Raw genomic sequence first — 17,003 nt, 5'->3', positions numbered from 1 at the left:
CCATATTTTGGGTTATTTTTATCACCTCTTTCTTAACATTCAACACTTCTGCAATAGCACCCATGCAAATGTAGCCTTAAGGTCTACTAATCGAAATGTGCCTTCTAGGGCTACAGTTGTCAGTCAAGCAACAAATAGAGCTTTAGACGCAGGTGGTGCAAATGGTGCTGAAGCTTATATGCATCCTCACAGAAATCCCCATAATAATTTCCATCTTTGGAATTTTCAAAGAGTAGGGGATGATTATATGATTATCAGTCAAGCAACAGGTAGAGCTTTAGATTCTGGCGGTGCAAATGGTGCTGAAGCTTATATGCATCCTCAACCAATGCCACATAATCCCTTCCACCTTTGGAGATTGCAAAAGGTAGGGGATGCTTATATGATTATCAGTAAAGCTACTGGCAGAGTTTTAGATTCTGGTGGTGCAAATGGTGAAAAAGTTTATATGCATCCTCAACCAATGTCACATAATCCTTTCCATCTTTGGAAATTAATTTAACCATCTTTCACTCACTTTCAGACTAATAATTGATGAGAGGATAGTTTTAATGTTTATGTTGTCATAAAATGAAACAAAAAACTGCTATCCTCTTTATTCTCTACTGATACTGATAACGCAATTTTTTCTGCAAAGAACTAATATTTTTCACAATAACCAAGGTAAAGTTGTGCATCTTTACCCATGCGGTTGTTAACGTTCCGTTTGCTGATAAACATCTAAATATTTCATTTGTCAAGATCCTTTAAAGATCAGCTTTGATCTACTTTAACTGATCTGGCTGATTGATTAAGGGGATCGTTACCATAAAAAAGTGACAAAAAATCACCTCCAAAAACCGTAAATGTAGCCAGTAGATAGAGGAGATAACAATAATGTCTGAAAATATGGACAGAAAAGTAACCACTAATAAAGAGCAGGGTCACGCCGAACAAGGCTCTAAAGAACCAAATCGTGCTGCTTACGCGGCGATCGCACAAGCAGCAGCTCAAGCCGCTAAAGGTGGCAAGAAATCCTAGTTTTTTAATGCTGAGGGATGAATGAATTATTTATCCCTACTACTCAACATATTATTAAAGGAGATAAATATGGGTAGCTACGATAGCGAAGTTCTGTATTGTGGTCATTGTAATACACAACAACAAGTTTCTCAAGGTGAAAAATGTAAAAGTTGTCGCCGTACCACTATTAGTTGGTATCCAGACCGTCAATCTCATGAAGATATACGTAAAAAATGGATTGATATGTGCAAATACTTCCATCAAACACCTTAGTAACGTGCAAATGATTAGTTAGACATGAGTAAATTCAACAAATTTTAAGCGTAGCTTGATCACAAATTAAAAATTCAGTCTCTTGATTTGGCAAAAATTACAGATTTTTGCCAAACACTTTTTATGATTCACCAACTATCTATAAACTTCAAAAGACAACACTACTTTACCAATACCAATTATATTAACATTATGGCGAGTAAACCAAATTTTAAGTTAATTAGCATATCCATTGGTTTGATAATTCTATTGATTAGTTTATTGGGTGCGCTTTCGATTAAAAATCACCAAAGACAATTTTTAGGGAAAAAGAACACTATTGAAGCATTATTATTGAACACAATTAATAGTATAGATAAAGATACCTTAGAAAAAACACATCAAGAAGTTGAAGAATATATCAAACAACTTAAATTTGTTGCTGATGTCAAAATACCTTTCCTTTCATGTCAGGAATGTCAGGTACAACTTCAATATATGCAGCCAAAGTTAGAAACTATTAATAATAATATTAAAGGCATAGAAAATTTGGAAGCTGCTATGAATTTAGCTATAAAATCAGCTATCTTAACACAAAATCCACCTCATTCTGTGGATACATGGGAACAAGCAAAATCTCAATATCTACAATCAATTAAGCTTTTAGAGAATATTAACCCAGAAAATGTTGTATTTGACCAAGCTCAAGAAAAACTTATTGATTATCGTAAAAATTTAGCTTATATTAATGATGTTTATTCTCTTGAGAAAAAAGCCATAACTACTTTTCAGGATAGCAAGAAACTAGTTGAAGAATCGAATAATTACCTAAATAGGCAACCCAAAAAAAGGTCAGATTTACAAGAGGCAGAATCTAAGTTAAAACAAGCTGTTACTTTATTAACAAACATTTCTAATGGAACCACAGTAACAAAAATCGCGAAAGAAGATCTAATTCATGTACACAAAAAATATCAAGAGGTTAGTGTAAAATTAAAGAATTTTATAGACCCAACGGAATTTAATAACTTTGAAATTAAATGTAACCAAATCGGCAGTAAATTTATAGATTTGGAACTCGTTAATTGTTTTGGTTATTTCGCAACCTTGAAAAATTATAGTAATGATTGGTATGAAATAAATTACCATTATAATAATGGTAGAATTTTAACAGAAAGATTTGTTTTGATTCCTCCAGGAAGAGAAAAAGCTGTTTCTTTGAGAAGAGATATCCAAAGAGATATTATTAAGGTCAGAAAACTATTAAGTCCACCTTCTAAAAGAGTAAAAATAAATTGTAATGATCAACTAATAGATATTTGGGGAATAGAAATAAATCCCAAATGTACTTCTCAGGGAACATATCTTGATTTGTCCGCATACAACACACTTAAAACTCTAATTAGACTGGATAGTGGTAATACTCTTCGCTTTGAAAATATAGAATTAATAACACAAAATGGTAGGATTACCAGTACTGGTAAGACAGTAGACTTTACAATCTTAATTGAGTAAATTAATTTGACTGTGAGATTATAAAATTTCTCATTTGACTTGGCTACTAAATTGTTTATCCTAGTTTTCAATAAGAATGATGCTGAAATCAATTAGAAAAACATTTCTGTTTTTAGTGCTTGCATAAGTCCTATTCTAATAACGAATACAAAACCCATTATTTTCTTAAAGTAGTAGCAGTGAGTAAACCAATCCAGTAATTTTTATGTAGTCACTGTGTAACTGCTATAATAACAACTTTTTAACATCGGCTAAAGTTACTGTAACACTATCTTTTTCTTCTTCCTTAGCCTCTCTTAAATCTCGTAAAGATTCCAAGTCTTCTAACAATTCTTTAATCTTCAAAAACTCCTCATAAGGTAAAACTGCAAATTGTTTTTCACAATTTTTTGTTAAAAATTCAGGATGCAATTCAATCATTTTTTAAACTCCTTTTATTCATAAGATTTACTGCGGTGCTTGACCCTATATATAATGATAGTCTGTTCTGCTAATTCAAACAAAACTCGATAATCAGCTACTCTTAAACGATATTCGGGGGTAAAATTTGTTAAGCGTTTTACGTCTCCCTGTAAATCATCAGCAAAAGAGCAATAGCTACGGTAAGCTACCGCTAACGCTCTCTAATCATATTGTAAGCTAACTTTAACTCCAATCATTTCCATACACTAATTATTTTCACTATTTTCTACATTTATCTGTAAATATTCTTGACTTGATATATATATTTCTATATTTTTTAATATTTCTCTTAGATAACAAATAACTCTTTTTTGGATTTTCAATAATTCATCAGCAGTGGCGTTTCTACCAACTTCCTCAAATGACTTAAAACCATGTGCTAAATCATTTCTATTAGTTTTAATGGTTAGTAAGTCACTTCCATCTCTAGTTTTATCATTATTTGTTGTGGATGAAAAACCATAAATTTTTGCTGTATTTCTTATTGCTTTGGCATCGACATTACCTGAAAATAGTCTTTTCTTATTCTCTTTCTTAACAAGAGCATCAAAGGTAACTGATATGATATCAATCGAAATATTTCTGAGACCTAGTAAAAGATCATTTTCGGTTTGGATATCTCTATCTCTTACATGATTAATAACAATCTTTTTAATTTCTTCTCTAACTTCATCGAAAGAAACTCTTTTAGTTTTTAATTCATCAAAAATTGTTTCAATTGCATTACGCATTGTAGCTTCAACTAGGTTGTAAAGTAACAAATATCCTGTCGCTTTAAGAGTTTTTTCTAAATCGTTGTTGATCGGCTTAGTTTTTGGATTGCTTGCATTTCCCATTCTTAGTTGAATTGAACCTTTCTCTAAATTTTTTAATAATAAAAAGTATCTACTAACTTCTTGAGCGCGTTCATCAAAATTTTGAAATAATGTACTTTTCATGAATTAACTAAAAGCTGATCACGAACATATTCAATACGACGAATAACTTTATTTTGGGAACTACTAGCATCGGATTTTGTTAATTTTTCAAAATCATCAGAATCTAAAAAAGAAGTAGATTTTGGTTTTAGATTTGGATTTTCTCTTAACGCCAAGGCAATACCTACCGTAATAGATTCAAACTTAATTCGAGTTGTAGGTTTATAGAGGTTCTTAGTTTTTAGATAAATATGTAAAGAATTGGGGCAGTGTCGTTCTACAAATTCTAACATTGAATAAAATTCATTTCTCATAGCATTTATTTTGTCTACATCGGATTTATTTTCCTGTTTTAAATATTCATCCAAGAAATCATGAACTTTGTTATCAAAATCACGGTAATTTTGATAATTATTTAGAAAGGCAAAAAACCGTAAAACAAATTCTTGAGTATCTCTTTTATCAATTTCAGTTTTACTAAAAGAGCATAAATCTATAAATTTTTGAGATTTTGATAATTCCTCAACCAAATCAAGAAACTTTCCTGGATAACTTCCCCTGCGTTTCTCCATTTCGTTTAATTCAAGACTACCAGTGTTAATTCTTTCAAAAAGATCCCTTCTAATTTCTTCATCTGCATCTTCTGTTAATTGAATCATTCTAATCGTAGTTCTGTTAAAACGCCTTTGGCGTGGTAGTGGTAAATCTTGAAAATTAAACCCATTCAAATTTTCCAACTTCTTAAGATTTTGTAATCTTAGTCTATTATTAATAAATTCGTCTAAAGTCCGAATACGTTGTGTACCATCTATAATTTCTAACCGGGCTAAATCCTCTGATCCTGATATGTCAGCAACAAAAATATAAGGAAGTGGTAAACCTAAAATTACAGATTCGATAAATTTTGATTGCCTATCTTCATCCCAAGACATCTCTCGCTGATAATCTGGAATAAACACTTCATTTTCATCTTTATCTTTTCCGTCCAAATATTTTTGAACAATTACTTCAATAGGGTACTCTAAAGTGTTGTAGTCAACACGCTTCGTTTTTTCACGGATTTCTTGTTCCGCACTTTCTTTGCGCTGATTTGTAATTTCTAATTGAGTGACCATATTTAACGATTAATTTTTCCTAGTGTTTGTAGCCAGAGATTAGTTGATTAATTTACGTTGTACAAATATATTTAAATTTACCATTGCACTGGTTTAATGTATAATGTAAAAAATCTTAATAATGACCTTTAATACTATACTCGTAAAGTCCAGGTGAGCCATCAAGACTCACCCCAACTACATTATACCAAAGCTGCCTGTTCCTCCTGACTAATCACCCTACCCTCATCTTCAAAACCGGCGATTTGATCAAAGTTTAAATACCGATACAAATCATCAGCAAAAGGATGAATCTTTTCTGCCACAATATCCAAATATTCCTGCACTGTGGGAATGCGTCCCAACAACGCACAAACGGCGGCTAATTCTGCCGAACCAAGGTAAACTCGCGCATCTTTACCCATGCGATTGTTGAAGTTACGAGTTGAGGTAGAAAACACAGTCGTACCATCTTTAACTCGCGCCTGATTCCCCATACATAAACTACATCCAGGCATTTCTGTACGCGCATTTGCCGCTTCAAAGATGTTATACACACCTTCTTGTTTTAATTGATATTCATCCATGCGCGTAGGTGGACAAATCCACAACCGGGCTTGCACTGCACCTGCACCTTCTAATACTTTACCTGTTGCTCGATAATGACCGATATTGGTCATACAAGAACCTACAAATACTTCTTGTACTGGGTCATTGGCAACTTCTGATAATAATTTGACATTATCAGGGTCATTGGGTGCAGCGACAATTGGTTCTGTGATTTCGTTTAAATCAATTTCAATGATTTCTGCATATTCCGCATCTGCATCAGCTTCCATTAAGGTGGGGTTTGCTAACCATTCTTCCATTTTCGCCACCCGGCGCATAATGGTACGTGCATCTGTGTAACCCCTAGCTACCATGTTCTTTAACAGGCTGACATTGGAACGCAGATATTCAGAAACTGTCTCGACACTCAGCTTAATTGTACAACCTGCACAAGAACGTTCGGCGGAAGCGTCGGTGAGTTCAAAGGCTTGTTCTACTTTCAAATCTGGTAAGCCTTCTATTTCCAGAATGCGCCCTGAGTAGATATTTTTCTTATTCTGCTTCTCTACTGTCAGCAAACCTTTTTGAATCGCAACGTAAGGAATGGCGTTAACAATATCTCGTAAGGTGATTCCGGGTTGCAATTCTCCTTTGAAGCGGACTAAGACTGATTCTGGCATATCTAAGGGCATGACACCCAATGCACCAGCAAAGGCGACTAATCCAGAACCAGCAGGAAAGGATATACCCAAGGGGAAGCGAGTATGGGAGTCGCCACCTGTTCCCACTGTATCGGGTAACAGCATCCGGTTTAACCAAGAGTGAATAATACCATCGCCGGGACGTAAAGCGACACCTGCCCGTTGGGCAAAGAAATCTGGGAGTTCTTGGTGTGTTTTAATGTCTACTGGTTTGGGATATGCGGCTGTGTGACAGAAACTCTGCATTACTAAGTCTGCACTGAAACCCAAACAAGCGAGTTCTTTTAATTCGTCGCGGGTCATGGGGCCTGTGGTATCCTGGGAACCAACGGTAGTCATTAGGGGTTCGCATGATGTCCCCGGACGTACACCGGGTAAACCGCAAGCTTTACCGACCATTTTTTGGGCGAGGGTGTAACCTTTGCCTGTATCCTGGGGTTCTTGGGGACGAATAAATACTGTGCTGGGTTCTAAACCCAATGCTTCGCGGGTTTTGTCGGTGAGGGTACGGCCAATGAGTAAGGGAATGCGTCCACCGGCGCGGACTTCATCAAAGATGGTTTCGGGTTTGAGGGTGAAGGTGGAAATGACTTCGCCGGCTTCGTTGGTGATTTCGCCTTTGTAGGGATGGATGGTAATTACCATACCAGTTTCTAAGTTACTGACATCGCATTCAATGGGCAAAGCACCGGCATCTTCGGCTGTGTTAAAGAAAATTGGCGCGATCGCATTACCTAAAATATAACCCCCAGCGCGTTTGTTTGGTACATAAGGTATATCATTTCCTAAATGCCACAATACTGAGTTAATGGCAGATTTGCGCGAGGAACCAGTACCGACAACATCGCCGACGTAAGCCAGTGGATGTCCTTTTTGTTTTAACTCGACAATGGTTTCTAAACTTCCCGGTTGCCGTGACTCTAGCATGGCTAGGGCGTGTAAGGGAATATCCGGGCGGGTGGTGGCGTGGGTGGCTGGGGATAAGTCATCGGTGTTGGTTTCCCCAGGGACTTTAAACACGGTGACAGTAATGGCTTCTGGTACTGTGGGGCGAATAGTAAACCATTCCGCATTTGCCCAAGAGTCAACCACTCGCTTGGCGAAAGGATTTGTTTGGGATAATTCTAAGACATCATGAAAGGCATCATACACCAAAAGAATTTTACTGAGGGAGGCCGCGGCATAAGCAGCGATGGGTTCTCTACCTTCACCCTTCATGACTAAAGGTGTTTCTCCCTCTTCTGATTCGCCACTAGAAATTTTCAGCAAATCAATTAAGGATTGCACGTTATAACCGCCTACCATTGTTCCCAGTAATTGTACTGCGGCTACGGGAGTAACTAAGGAACTGGTAATTTCGCTTTTGGCAATGGCTGTCAGAAATCCCGCTTTGACATAAGCTGCTTCATCTACTCCGGGAGGCACGCGATCGCACAATAAATGCAATAATGTATCTTCTTCACCCTCCGGCGGATTTTGCAGCAAGTCGCACAGTTGTGAAGTTTGCTTCGCATCCAATGGTAAAGGGGGAATACCGAGTTGGGCGCGTTCCGCAACATGATCACGGTATTGTTCTAGCATTTTCGTGTTCTCCATTGGGATGTTCTCTTCTTCATTATGAAATATTTTTAGGCAAATCTTGGCTATAAAACTTTACCTGCTTTTTATAGCCGAAAGCCTTACGGGTAATTGATTATTAGGAATTTGATTTTATACTTTCAGGATAGTTTTTGTTAATTCAATATCTTTCACCTTTGATATAAGATCATCAAGTCTGTTTAGTGTTGTTTTATAATCAGACTTGGGTTATGGCAATTCCCATTCCAGTGAAGTACAAGCAACAATAATTAAACGCAGATACACGCAGATAATTTGGTACGTCAATAGAACAGGAAATGCTATTGATAATTTATTCTGATTGTTGGTTAAACCAAGTTTCTAAATCAGCAACACTAGAAAAGTCTAATAACGCCTCTCCTAAGTTCTCTAACTGTTCAATCGATAACCCGGCAATTCGCTCGATTAATAAAGCATCAATTTCACCGATACGGCGATTAAGTAGACGTATTATTAATTGTTGTTCTCCTTCTTGTCTTCCCTCTTGTCTGCCTTCTTCTTTAGCTTGTTCTCTATTTCTTTGATACAGTGGTTCTAATCGCATAATTAACTCCCTATCATCTGCTTCTAGTTCTTGATTTACTTTCAAGTTTTCACGCAAGTTGTAAACTAATTCCAGGGTCGCTTTCTGGTATGGGTGATCTAATGGTAACGCTTGCAACTCGACAATTGCTTGTGACTGCACACTTCCCCTACCCAAAAGCCTTAACCATAATGTTTCCGGTGTTTGCGGTAGTTGGTGTATCGCCACAATTGCTGTCCGCAAGGCATCTGCTAGAAAATGTACTCCTGATAACCAACTTTGTTTTTGAACTGTTCCAAAGCTAGACAACCGAGTTTCAGATATGGTGGGGGTTAAAATCCACAATTTAGGAATTTCTGACTCCTGAAGTTTGATTTTATTGGCTTTGGCTTCTCGTCGTAATAAAGCCTTGATTTCTAATAACTTGAGAAGACAGTCGCAGATTTCATCGCTAGAAGCTGGATTGCGATATGGTTCTATGATGGCTGGATGTTCGGCAAATCTTCCTAATAAACCCAATACTTGGATATTAGCGCTTTTTTGTTTAGCAGGAGTGAATAAAACATCTATTTCTTTAATTTCTCCTGAAACTTTTTCTGATGCTTTGACTTCTCCATAATCTTTTAATAATTCTTCTAGATAGTCTTTGGCGAATTTATCATGTATAAAACGTGTCATTCGATGTAAATTTTGAGTAAATTATGGTATATAATTCAACCCCTGATTATATAGCAATCCTCAATTATTTGTAAGCTGATATCTGCAAAATTAATTATTGGTGTTGGATTCAATATTTTTACATCCCCCTAAACTTCCCTAAAAAATGGGACTTTAAGAACATTGATCTGTGAATTAATCTAAATATTTATGGGATATCTGCAATATTTTTAACTAATTTCAGATAGAATAATTAACTTGTCCGTTGCATCCCCTGATTTTGTATATGTCCAACACTTACACCGTTGAAATTAACCACCAAGGTAAAATTCATACTTTACAAGTCCCGGAAAATGAAACAATCTTATCAGTAGCTGAGGCGGCTGGTCTAGATTTACCTAGTTCTTGCAATGCAGGGGTTTGTACTACTTGCGCTGGTCAAATTACTCAGGGAACTGTAGATCAAGCTGAGGGTATGGGCGTGAGTCTCGAACTACAAAAACAGGGTTACGCTTTGCTGTGTGTTGCTTATCCCCGTTCTGATTTAAAAATTGATACTGAAAAGGAAGAAATCGTTTATAAGTTGCAATTTGGTAAAGACTAATCATCAGTGAACAGTTATCAGTTATGTGATGACTGGTGACTAATATCAGTTATTGTAGAAACTAGTCATATTCAGGAATTAATACGATGACAACTCATTTTATTACCGCAGAGGTTGATTTGCAAGAAACTCCCACTGAGTTAGAAAAGGCAATTGAGGCTGAGTTGCAAAAGCAGGGTGAACCTCTGCGTTGGGCGATTACTTCTGTGGATGAACCACAGCAAAAAGCTACTGTTGAAGCTGTTGTGACATTGGATTCTGCATCAGCCGAGTGAATCAACGTCCTTATACAGCGATTTTAATTATACCTACTGGGGTGGGAGCAGCAATTGGCGGTTATGCTGGTGATGCTTTGCCTGTCGCTAAGGTTATATCACAGGTGTGCGATCGCCTAATTACTCACCCCAATGTCCTCAATGGTGCTAGTTTGTATTGGAACCTCCCCAACACTCTTTATGTGGAAGGTTGCGGACTTGATAAATTTGCCTCTGGGTGCTGGGGTTTACGCCCGGTGCGTCAGAATAAAATCGGTTTGCTTTTAGACCAAGGGATTGAACCAGAATTACAACTGCGACACCTGCAAGCAGCCGATGCAGCCAGGGCTACCCTGGGTTTAACTCTTACAGATTATGTGGTTACTGATGCACCGCTAAACGTAGAATTACGCACCTCATCATCAGGGGCTAGTTGGGGAACCATTGGCAACCCTGACAGTTTACTCAGGGCGGCGGAAATATTAATTCACAAAGCTGGTGCGGATGCGATCGCAGTTGTCGCCCGTTTCCCCGATAATATAGATGAACAAGCAGTACAAAATTATCGTCAAGGCCAAGGGGTAGACCCTTTAGCTGGTGCAGAAGCCGTAATTAGCCATTTAATCGTCCGCACCTTTAAAATACCCTGCGCCCATGCTCCAGCTTTAGCCAGCGCCCCCCCAGAACCCAATTTATCCCCTCGTTCGGCTGCGGAAGAATTAGGGTATACTTTTTTACCCTGCGTCCTAGTGGGTTTAAGTCGCGCCCCACAATTTATTATAGAAAAAGATCCAATGACATCTTTAGCAGATGATATTTGGGCAGATCAAGTAGATTGTGCGATCGCACCTGTAAATGCTTGTGGGAGTAGTGCCTTAATCAGTTTAAACCAAAAGCAGTGCCAAATTATCACTGTGGCAGAAAATCAAACTATCATGCAAGTTCCCGCCCCAGCGTTAGGAATCACAGCTTTGCAGGTAAACTCATATTTAGAGGCAGTAGGAGTATTAGTAGCTCATAAAGCCGGCATCAATCCCGCCGCCCTCAGTCCTCAAATATCGTCATTAAAGCCAGTTATCATATAGTTTCCCCAATCTCTAATTCCCAAAAACCCGTGGTTGAACAACAAAATCAAGAACCAGAAATTCCATACTTAACACGTACCCAAGTATTAGTCGCTATGGGAGTGACTGCAATCCTGTTGTGGGTAGTCGCCAAAGTATTGCTAACCTATGACAATTTTTACTTATTAAAATGGCAATTCTCCCCCAGAGATGTCCTGTTAGGGTTAGGCCTAGCATTAGTGATTACAGCTTTCAGTGGTTTAGCTTATCGCCTCTGTCCTCCCTACCGTAAAAGCGCTGACTATTATCTGAATATAGTGATCAAACCTTTAGTTCTACCCGACCTGATTTGGCTGGGTTTACTCCCGGCCTTAAGTGAAGAACTATTATTTCGGGGTGTGATGTTGCCTGCTTTAGGCTTCAATTATGTAGCAGTGATTGTTTCCAGTTTAGCCTTTGGGGTTTTGCATCTCAGTGGTTCGGAACAATGGCCTTATGTAATTTGGGCAACTATCATTGGCTTAATGTTAGGTTTTAGTGCCTTATTTACTGGTAACTTATTAGTACCAATTATTGCCCACATGATCACAAATTGGGTTTCTGGCTTTTTCTGGAAATTGCGCCAAGTTAAAACTGCTTAAAGGTTTGTTTTCGGATATTGAAACACCGATGACATTTCGCACAAAACATGAATATGACTAAAGTTTTCACTACTATCTTATTACCTTTGTTGCTCTAACCAATTGATTAAATCTTCTAAACTTTGCAAATCAAAAATCGCATCTGCTAGACTTTCGATTTGTGGTGAAGATAATTCATTAATTCGGCTTTCTATAGCAGGGGTAATATCATTAAATCGCCGCTTTATTAGTCTTTTAACAATTTTTTGTTCTCCTTGTTCAATGCCCCTTTCCATCCAACTTGTCACTATTTCCATGATTTTTTCCTCTTCAATTAAATTAGCTTCGTGTAGTTCAGCGTTTAATTCTTGTTCTTCAGTTGTGTTTAATTTTAGGTAGGTGTCAATAAAACCAGAAATTAATTCTATTTTAGCAGGGTTTAATTGCAGCGTAACTAACATCCTTAAGCATTCTAGCTTAACTCTGATTTTCTCTTCTGGTGGAAAGTTCATTTTTGCCATTAAGGCGGCGGCTACGGGATTTGGTTTATTTAAAAAACTTCGCCAGTTGAGATTATTTAATTGAATGGCAACATAGTTAAATTCTAAAATCTTGCGATGGGGAAACTCAACTACATATTGGCTTTTTTCTGGCCTTTTGGGTTCGTCGTAGGAAAATATAACTATAGGGAAAATTGGCATTAAAAATTTAGCATCTAAACGGGCGAAGTAATGAAACATCCGCCGTTCAATTTCTTTTTGATTATATGCTTGGTTTTCTAGGTGAATTAGAAAATAACTGTCTTCTCCTCTCCATTTGACCTGTGCTAATAAGTCTACTCTTCTTTTTTCTCCTGTGGTGACATCGGTAAATATTTCTTCTGTTAAAAAGTTGAGGCTGTCTTGTGCAACATACTCTAAAACTTCTGGTAAAAATAGTTCAATAAATTCCCAAAAGAATGTTTGGATTAATTCTTTAAATAGTCTATCGTGATCTATCATTTAAGTGATGCTGGTTTCTGGGTTTAGAGAATGGCGATTTGGCGCACGTCTATTTCTATTGATTTACCTGGCCGCAGCTAGGGCGATCGCCTGTGGTAAAATGCGATGTTCCTGAATTTGAATCCTGGCGTGTAGAGTTTCTGCGGTATCCTCTGGTAAAATTGGCACAGCAGCTTGCATTAATATGGGGCCGCTGTCTACTTCCAAACACACTAAATGTACAGTACAGCCTGTAATTTTGACACCTGATGCTAAAGCTTGTTCTACAGCATTAATACCTTTAAAACTGGGCAACAAACTAGGATGGATATTAATGATTTTATCTGGAAAGGCATCAATTAAAACTGGTGTCACCAAGCGCATCCAACCAGCCATAATCACCCAATCAACATCATGTCTCTGCAAGGTATTGACAATTTCTCCGTCAAATGCTTCTCGGTCGGAATAGTCGCGGTGATTTAATAATACAGCTTCCACACCGTGATTAGCTGCCCTGACTGCTGCTTTCGCTGAAGGGTTATTATAAATTAAAACTTGAATTTGGGCGTTAAGTTGTTGATTGGCGATCGCTTGGGCAACAGCTTCAAAATTACTGCCACTACCAGAAGCCATAACCCCCAGTTTTAAAGGAGTGCTATGGGAAAATAGGGTTTTAGTAACACTGGGAGCAACTAGGCTAACGGTAGAATCAGGGCAAAGAGTCATAACAACAAAGAGGAAAAATTATAAATGCCAAAAACATATACTAAGTCCTGGTTAGATAATGATACATTTGCGGCTTGGATTTTTCTCTCCCCGGCGCTGATTTTACTAAGTATCTTCATTATTTGGCCGATTGCTTATTTGTGCTACCTCAGTTTTACTACTGGAAGTTTCACCGCATCAGGTACAACTTGGGTAGGTTTAAGGAATTATTCCCGCTTGCTACAGACCCCAGATTTTTGGCAAGTCTTAGGCAACACCATATATTTTACTGTAGCCACAGTCATTCCCAGCTTAATCATCCCCTTGGGGCTAGCGGTGTTATTAGATAAATCTCTCGCCTTGCGGGGACTGCTGCGTAGTGCCTATTTTTTACCTTCAATTATCTCCCTGGTGGCGGCTGGTTTAGGGTTTCGCTGGCTATTTCAAACATCCGGCCCAGCCAACGAATTTTTAAACTTCTTTGGTATTGCACCCATTCCCTGGTTAGGAAGTACAACTTGGGCAATGCCAGTATTAATTGTCCTGAGTATTTGGAAACAATTGGGCTTTAATATGGTGGTATTTTTGGCAGGGATACAAGCTATTCCCCCCAGTCGCTACGAAGCCGCAGAACTAGATGGGGCTAATGCTTGGCAGCAGTTTTGGCACGTAACTTTACCAGGGTTGCAACCCACAATGATATTTGCCACCGTCACCACAGCCATTTTTACCTTACGCAGTTTTGAACAAGTTTATGTAATTACTGGTGGTGGTCCCCTCAACTCTACTAACTTGCTGGTTTACTACATTTACCAAGAAGCCTTTTCCCAATTTGATTTTGGTTACGCCGCCGCCGCTGCTACTGTGCTGTTAGCCGTTACCTTACTCCTTGTGTACTTGCAGTTACAAACCTGGGGCGAGGAGTAAGAGGTAGGGGGGAAGAGGCAGGGGTGCAGGGTGCAGGGGGAAAGATTGTTACTTCCCAATTCCCAGTCCCCAATCCCCAGTCCCCAATACCTGATACCCACTCCCTACTCCCCACTCCCTACTCCACTATTGACTGTTTTTCCAGCCAGTCTGGCAACGGCTAGGACTAATTCTGTGGGTTCGGCTGGCTTAGTGACGTGCATCTGAAAGCCGGCGGATAATGCTTGTTCTTGGTTACATTCTCCAGCATAGGCAGTAAGTGCGATCGCTGGTGTGTTTCCCCCTTGTTCTGGAGTCCAACTTCTGACCTCACGCATCAACATATAACCATCCATTTTCGGCATTCCGATATCGCTTAACAGGACATCTACCTGTGATTCGGGCAGGGTTTTGAGTGCTTCCATCGCCGATGAAACCGATATAACTTCTGCCCCTTCTGCTTCGAGGACAAAGCAAATAAAATCTCGTGAATCCAGGTCGTCATCTACCACTAGGATTTTAATTCCCGCCAGATTGCCCAAGTTAGAGTCCATTTCTCTGTTGCTTTGTCTAATGTATTTGTGCGATCGCTCATCATCTAATGTAACTGAGAAGAACACCTATAGGGCGATTGGGAGTCGATAAACAACCTTTTTCATTTGTGGAAAATATCTAAGTACATAGCGCCGTGTAGTCTCACAAAAATCACAGAAGAGTCCTATATGTCATCATTTCTTGTTACCTAAACTAGTTAAACCTTGGATTTTCGGTACATCACCAATTTTTAGGCAATTTATTCTGCAATATTGATGCAGTTTATGAGTGTTTCAGGTGTAATCTCGATATACAGTGACAATCACCCACCAGCCGATGAGTTGTGCAAACTTTTTGGCGCACAAGTCAGAAAACTAATCTCTGTGAATATTGATATTTGAGGTGAATACCATGAGAAATTATGCTGACAAACAAGAAATATTAAGCCAAATCCGAGATAAATTTTGTCAGCGTAGAGATTTCAGTAGCTGTGATTTCAGTGGTATGGAGTTGATGGGGGTTGATTTAAGTGGTATGGATTTGATGAGAGCCAATTTACAAGGGGCGAATTTGTCTGGTTCTAATCTCCAGAATACTAAGCTGAATGGCGCTAATTTATCTGCGGCTAATCTGCGTGAAACTAATTTATCTGCGGCTGATTTGTCTTTAGCGAATTTATCTGCGGCTGATTTCAGCTATGCCAATTTATGTGGTTGCTATTTGCGGCGATCGCAATGCAACTATACTAACTTTTGGGGAGCTTCTCTCTGTGATGCAGATTTAACTGAAGCTGACTTGACCGCAGCTATTTTCATTGAAGCATCCCTAATTACAGCTAACTTATTTAGATCCAATCTCACTAACGCCAAGCTATGTGGAGCTACATTACTAGAAGCTAATTTAACTAAGGTAAACTTGACTCATGCTGACCTGACATCAGCAAACTTAAGCAAAGCTAACTTCAGTGAGGCTAATCTTTGGCACACCAAAATTAGTTATGCTAAATTGCAAGATACTATCATGCCGAATGGCGAAATTACCGAGCCGCACATAGTAATTATTGATTGATATTTAGGGTACTGGGTACTGGGTACTGGGGACTGGGGATTGGGTACTGGAGATTGGGTACTGGGTACTGGAAACTAAAAATCTTTCTTCCCACACTTCCCGCACTTCCCACACTCCCCACACTTCCCACACTCCCCACACCTCCCACTTAATGGTATGGTTGCTCAAAACTCACGCCGCAAAAAGAGAAGATTGGCGATCGCCAACAACAAAATCATATAAACTAAGCCATAAACGACGCTGCTAATTAATACACTAGGATCAGGTAAGGCGGGTAAGCCATAAACCACATCATTTTTTAAATCTAATCGGGATAAATCCGGTAATATCAAGTACAAAGCTTGAGTCACCCGTTGCAGCATCAGGTTATCGCTCAAACGGCCCAAATTGACTAAATCAGGAGTAATATTCCCCATTAAATAAACAGCAAATGTTAAAGTTACTGCCAATAGAGAACTAGTAAATACACCGAAAGTAATCGCCACAGCAGTAATTAAAGATGACTGGACAATTAAAAAACCTGACCCAATTAAAATACTGAGTGCGGAATGGGGAATATTACCAAGCTGTAAAAATCCTAAATAAATTACCGTCATTACAGCCACCAATACAGCCAGCACAGAGGCTAAACCCAGGAATTTACCACAAATAATTTCAATGCGGCTGACAGGTTTAGCGATTAACAGTAAGATAGTGCGTTTATCGATTTCCTGATTAACTAGTCCCGTACCCACAAAAATCGCCACAATTAACGTGACAACACTCATTGCTGCTATACCGAAGTCTAAGAACATTTTATCCTCAGTAGCGGCGGCAAATTCTGGTAATACCCGCAGACCGATGGCCAGTAAAATGGCATAAAAGCCGATAATATAGAGAATGCGATCGCGCACCATTTGCTGAAATACATTCTTCGCAATAAAAAAAACTCTGCCGACATTCATGGTTTTTAGTTAAAAATCCCTAATCAATTCCATTA

19 protein-coding genes and 1 pseudogene are annotated in these 17,003 nt (G+C 38.6%); 10 read left to right on the top strand and 10 right to left on the bottom strand.

Translation table 11 applies throughout. From position 1 onward, the window contains the following. The 4 genes from ACM0OP_RS16330 to ACM0OP_RS16315 form a co-directional block, all read left to right on the top strand. Positions 1–502 (top strand): RICIN domain-containing protein (locus tag ACM0OP_RS16330; protein ID WP_414529476.1); only part of this gene is annotated, 502 nt, incomplete at its 5' end. Positions 503–876: 374 nt separating this feature from the next. Then, entirely contained in the window at positions 877–1,020 is a 144-nt protein-coding gene (locus tag ACM0OP_RS16325; RefSeq protein WP_414529475.1) for a hypothetical protein, read from the top strand. A 69-nt stretch (positions 1,021–1,089) separates the two neighbouring features. Beyond that, a complete protein-coding gene (locus ACM0OP_RS16320; protein ID WP_414529474.1) occupies positions 1,090–1,275 on the top strand; it encodes a hypothetical protein in 186 nt (61 codons plus the stop codon). Between the two features lie 192 nt (positions 1,276–1,467). After that, the gene (locus tag ACM0OP_RS16315; RefSeq protein ID WP_414529473.1) at positions 1,468–2,769 is read left to right on the top strand and encodes a hypothetical protein; all 1,302 of its coding nucleotides are present in this window, start codon (positions 1,468–1,470) and stop codon (positions 2,767–2,769) included. 225 nt (positions 2,770–2,994) lie between these two features. Here the strand turns inward: ACM0OP_RS16315 and ACM0OP_RS16310 are convergent, their stop codons facing one another. From ACM0OP_RS16310 to ACM0OP_RS16285, 6 genes and pseudogenes are all read right to left on the bottom strand, one after another. Further along, positions 2,995–3,189, bottom strand: coding sequence for a type II toxin-antitoxin system Phd/YefM family antitoxin (locus tag ACM0OP_RS16310; protein WP_414529472.1), 195 nt, complete (start codon positions 3,187–3,189; stop codon positions 2,995–2,997). Between the two features lie 14 nt (positions 3,190–3,203). Continuing rightward, positions 3,204–3,302 (bottom strand): annotated as a pseudogene (locus ACM0OP_RS16305) (type II toxin-antitoxin system RelE family toxin); the annotation flags it as partial. Positions 3,303–3,437: 135 nt separating this feature from the next. Continuing rightward, positions 3,438–4,169 (bottom strand): MAE_28990/MAE_18760 family HEPN-like nuclease, encoded by a 732-nt coding sequence (locus ACM0OP_RS16300; protein WP_414529471.1) that lies wholly within the window; start codon positions 4,167–4,169, stop codon positions 3,438–3,440. Continuing rightward, positions 4,166–5,263, bottom strand: coding sequence for a DUF262 domain-containing protein (locus ACM0OP_RS16295; RefSeq protein WP_414529470.1), 1,098 nt, complete (start codon positions 5,261–5,263; stop codon positions 4,166–4,168). The genes ACM0OP_RS16300 and ACM0OP_RS16295 overlap by 4 nt, the downstream gene beginning before the upstream one ends. Before the next feature lie 182 nt (positions 5,264–5,445). Further along, positions 5,446–8,073, bottom strand: coding sequence for a bifunctional aconitate hydratase 2/2-methylisocitrate dehydratase (acnB, locus tag ACM0OP_RS16290; protein ID WP_414529477.1), 2,628 nt, complete (start codon positions 8,071–8,073; stop codon positions 5,446–5,448). A 328-nt stretch (positions 8,074–8,401) separates the two neighbouring features. Beyond that, the gene (locus ACM0OP_RS16285) at positions 8,402–9,310 is read right to left on the bottom strand and encodes a DUF4351 domain-containing protein (protein WP_414529469.1); all 909 of its coding nucleotides are present in this window, start codon (positions 9,308–9,310) and stop codon (positions 8,402–8,404) included. A 265-nt stretch (positions 9,311–9,575) separates the two neighbouring features. Here ACM0OP_RS16285 and ACM0OP_RS16280 point away from each other — a divergent pair, with 265 nt between their 5' ends. The 4 genes from ACM0OP_RS16280 to ACM0OP_RS16265 all read left to right on the top strand — a co-directional run bounded on the left by ACM0OP_RS16280 (position 9,576) and on the right by ACM0OP_RS16265 (position 11,852). Beyond that, positions 9,576–9,893 carry a 2Fe-2S iron-sulfur cluster-binding protein gene (locus ACM0OP_RS16280; RefSeq protein WP_414529468.1) on the top strand — a complete coding sequence of 106 codons (318 nt, stop codon included), beginning with the start codon at positions 9,576–9,578 and terminating at the stop codon, positions 9,891–9,893. An 86-nt stretch (positions 9,894–9,979) separates the two neighbouring features. After that, positions 9,980–10,168, top strand: a complete 189-nt coding sequence (locus ACM0OP_RS16275; RefSeq protein ID WP_414529467.1) for a hypothetical protein — start codon at positions 9,980–9,982, stop codon at positions 10,166–10,168. After that, positions 10,165–11,232 carry a DUF3326 domain-containing protein gene (locus ACM0OP_RS16270; RefSeq protein WP_414529466.1) on the top strand — a complete coding sequence of 356 codons (1,068 nt, stop codon included), beginning with the start codon at positions 10,165–10,167 and terminating at the stop codon, positions 11,230–11,232. The genes ACM0OP_RS16275 and ACM0OP_RS16270 overlap by 4 nt, the downstream gene beginning before the upstream one ends. Before the next feature lie 29 nt (positions 11,233–11,261). Then, the gene (locus ACM0OP_RS16265) at positions 11,262–11,852 is read left to right on the top strand and encodes a CPBP family intramembrane glutamic endopeptidase (RefSeq protein WP_414529465.1); all 591 of its coding nucleotides are present in this window, start codon (positions 11,262–11,264) and stop codon (positions 11,850–11,852) included. 80 nt (positions 11,853–11,932) lie between these two features. Here ACM0OP_RS16265 and ACM0OP_RS16260 read toward each other — a convergent pair whose 3' ends face one another. Both ACM0OP_RS16260 and purN read right to left on the bottom strand, forming a co-directional pair. Next, positions 11,933–12,832, bottom strand: coding sequence for an Rpn family recombination-promoting nuclease/putative transposase (locus tag ACM0OP_RS16260; protein WP_414529464.1), 900 nt, complete (start codon positions 12,830–12,832; stop codon positions 11,933–11,935). Between the two features lie 63 nt (positions 12,833–12,895). Continuing rightward, positions 12,896–13,537, bottom strand: a complete 642-nt coding sequence (gene purN, locus ACM0OP_RS16255; RefSeq protein WP_414529463.1) for a phosphoribosylglycinamide formyltransferase — start codon at positions 13,535–13,537, stop codon at positions 12,896–12,898. Positions 13,538–13,561: 24 nt separating this feature from the next. Between purN and ACM0OP_RS16250 the strand changes: the two genes are divergently transcribed. After that, a complete protein-coding gene (locus tag ACM0OP_RS16250; RefSeq protein WP_414529462.1) occupies positions 13,562–14,443 on the top strand; it encodes a carbohydrate ABC transporter permease in 882 nt (293 codons plus the stop codon). Between the two features lie 104 nt (positions 14,444–14,547). On the opposite strand, the gene ACM0OP_RS16245 is transcribed toward ACM0OP_RS16250, so the two are convergent. Beyond that, entirely contained in the window at positions 14,548–15,042 is a 495-nt protein-coding gene (locus ACM0OP_RS16245) for a response regulator (protein WP_414529461.1), read from the bottom strand. Between the two features lie 325 nt (positions 15,043–15,367). Between ACM0OP_RS16245 and ACM0OP_RS16240 the strand changes: the two genes are divergently transcribed. Next, complete coding sequence (locus tag ACM0OP_RS16240) at positions 15,368–16,024, top strand: pentapeptide repeat-containing protein (RefSeq protein ID WP_414529460.1); 657 nt, start codon at positions 15,368–15,370, stop codon at positions 16,022–16,024. 164 nt (positions 16,025–16,188) lie between these two features. On the opposite strand, the gene ACM0OP_RS16235 is transcribed toward ACM0OP_RS16240, so the two are convergent. Next, positions 16,189–16,968: an ABC transporter permease gene (locus tag ACM0OP_RS16235; RefSeq protein ID WP_414529459.1), complete on the bottom strand. Its 780-nt coding sequence runs from the start codon at positions 16,966–16,968 to the stop codon at positions 16,189–16,191. Positions 16,969–17,003 lie beyond the last annotated feature (35 nt).

Origin of the sequence: Nodularia chucula CCY0103, assembly GCF_963923915.1 — a bacterium.
GTDB classification, from domain to species: domain Bacteria; phylum Cyanobacteriota; class Cyanobacteriia; order Cyanobacteriales; family Nostocaceae; genus Nodularia; species Nodularia chucula.
This window is presented reverse-complemented; position numbering and strand designations above follow the sequence as displayed.